The 1379-nt window shown below is 35.2% G+C and carries 2 protein-coding genes; both read right to left on the reverse strand.

What is annotated here, in order from left to right; translation table 11 throughout:
- The coding region (locus PL77_RS29410) for a hypothetical protein (RefSeq protein WP_044213486.1) at positions 1-930 on the reverse strand (930 nt) is incomplete at its 3' end.
- On the reverse strand, positions 927-1379 hold a 453-nt coding region (locus PL77_RS29415; protein WP_216595958.1), incomplete at its 5' end, for a hypothetical protein. The genes PL77_RS29410 and PL77_RS29415, both read right to left, overlap by 4 nt.

Here is a 1379-nt window from a genome sequence, read left to right on the forward strand (position 1 = left end):
GTCTTCAATCGGGTTGTTCATATATTCTCTTTGAGAGGATCTATAACCTAATTCTATGAAAAGTTTTTTCCAATATTCTTTGGTGTACTTCTCTTTCCAAGTCGGTTCTCCGTTTTTGTCAAGTGCATTCACTTTTAAATGAAAAGAGGTAATAGGTAAATTTTCCTTTTTGGCTTCTTTGATTACCCCTTTATGATGCTTTACCATATTGGCTAATATTGAATTTTTATGAATTCGATTATTCGCCATTACAAAGCGTTTGCGCCCTTTATCAAAACATCCCCACAAACTATTTTTTATCCAGTTTACAGCTTCCTTAATACGTTTGGGGTTTTTGCAACGCTGTTCAGTATCTAAATCATCACAACCAATATAGTCTGGTCTCTCAGCTCCATTACGAACACCACGGGGAGATTGACCAACACCTAAAGCCATAAAGTTAACTCCTGAAGCAGAGGTGAAATTACCTTCCGCCCAATCTCCTTGGTTGTATTGTTTGCCGTAATCGTTAGTAATTTTCTGATTGTATTGAAGCTCTGCTTGAATATCGGAAAGTAGTTTAATGGCTTTAGTTTCATTTTCACCAATGAGAAGCATAAACTTCATTTCACCTTTCAACATGAGAAACAAAGGTATACCCATACAGATATGAACTGACTTTGCGGCACCACGGAACCATTCAAGATAATGATAACTAACAGGGTTTTTAATGATTGAATTTGCTGCTTTGATATGGAATGAAGCACAACGAGATTCTGCAAACTGCGGAAAATAATATTCAAACCATTTTCCGTAGTCTGTCTCAAGTCTTTTAATTCTGTCAATCTTTTCCTTTAAAGTTTCATGAATATTGATCTCTGTAGATTTGTGAATCATATCACAATGCTCACGAAATCTTTTGAGAAGTTTTTCTAATTGCTTTTCGGTCATTTGATTTCCTGATCTCCTTTTTGTTGTATAAATAAATACTGATACTCCGTAATAGATTTTGCTATATCGGGTGCGATTTGACTAAGAAAAAGATTGAATTCTTTAAAAGTTGAAATGACGGTATGTACTGTAATTCTTGTGTCTACTTTTTCACGTGAAAGCACCATTTTTGCAATAGCATCTGCTTTCTTGGCAATGTTAGGATCTTCTTTACCTTCCATCACATCAAGGATTATCTTATCCATATATCCTTTAATTTTATGAGGAGAAGCAAGGAACAATTCTCTTTGCTTTTTCCAATCCCCATTATCTGCCCATCTTCTTACCGTTCTTACGGTAACACCGACAAACTTGCTGATCTCTTCACAGTCTTCTCCGTCATTTATATATAACCTTTCAGCAATAGACTTTTTCTTCTCATTCTTCTCTTTGCTTAGTGCCATTTTTTT

It is taken from the genome of Flammeovirga sp. OC4 (genome assembly GCF_000812565.1).
In the GTDB taxonomy this organism is placed as follows: Bacteria; Bacteroidota; Bacteroidia; order Cytophagales; family Flammeovirgaceae; genus Flammeovirga.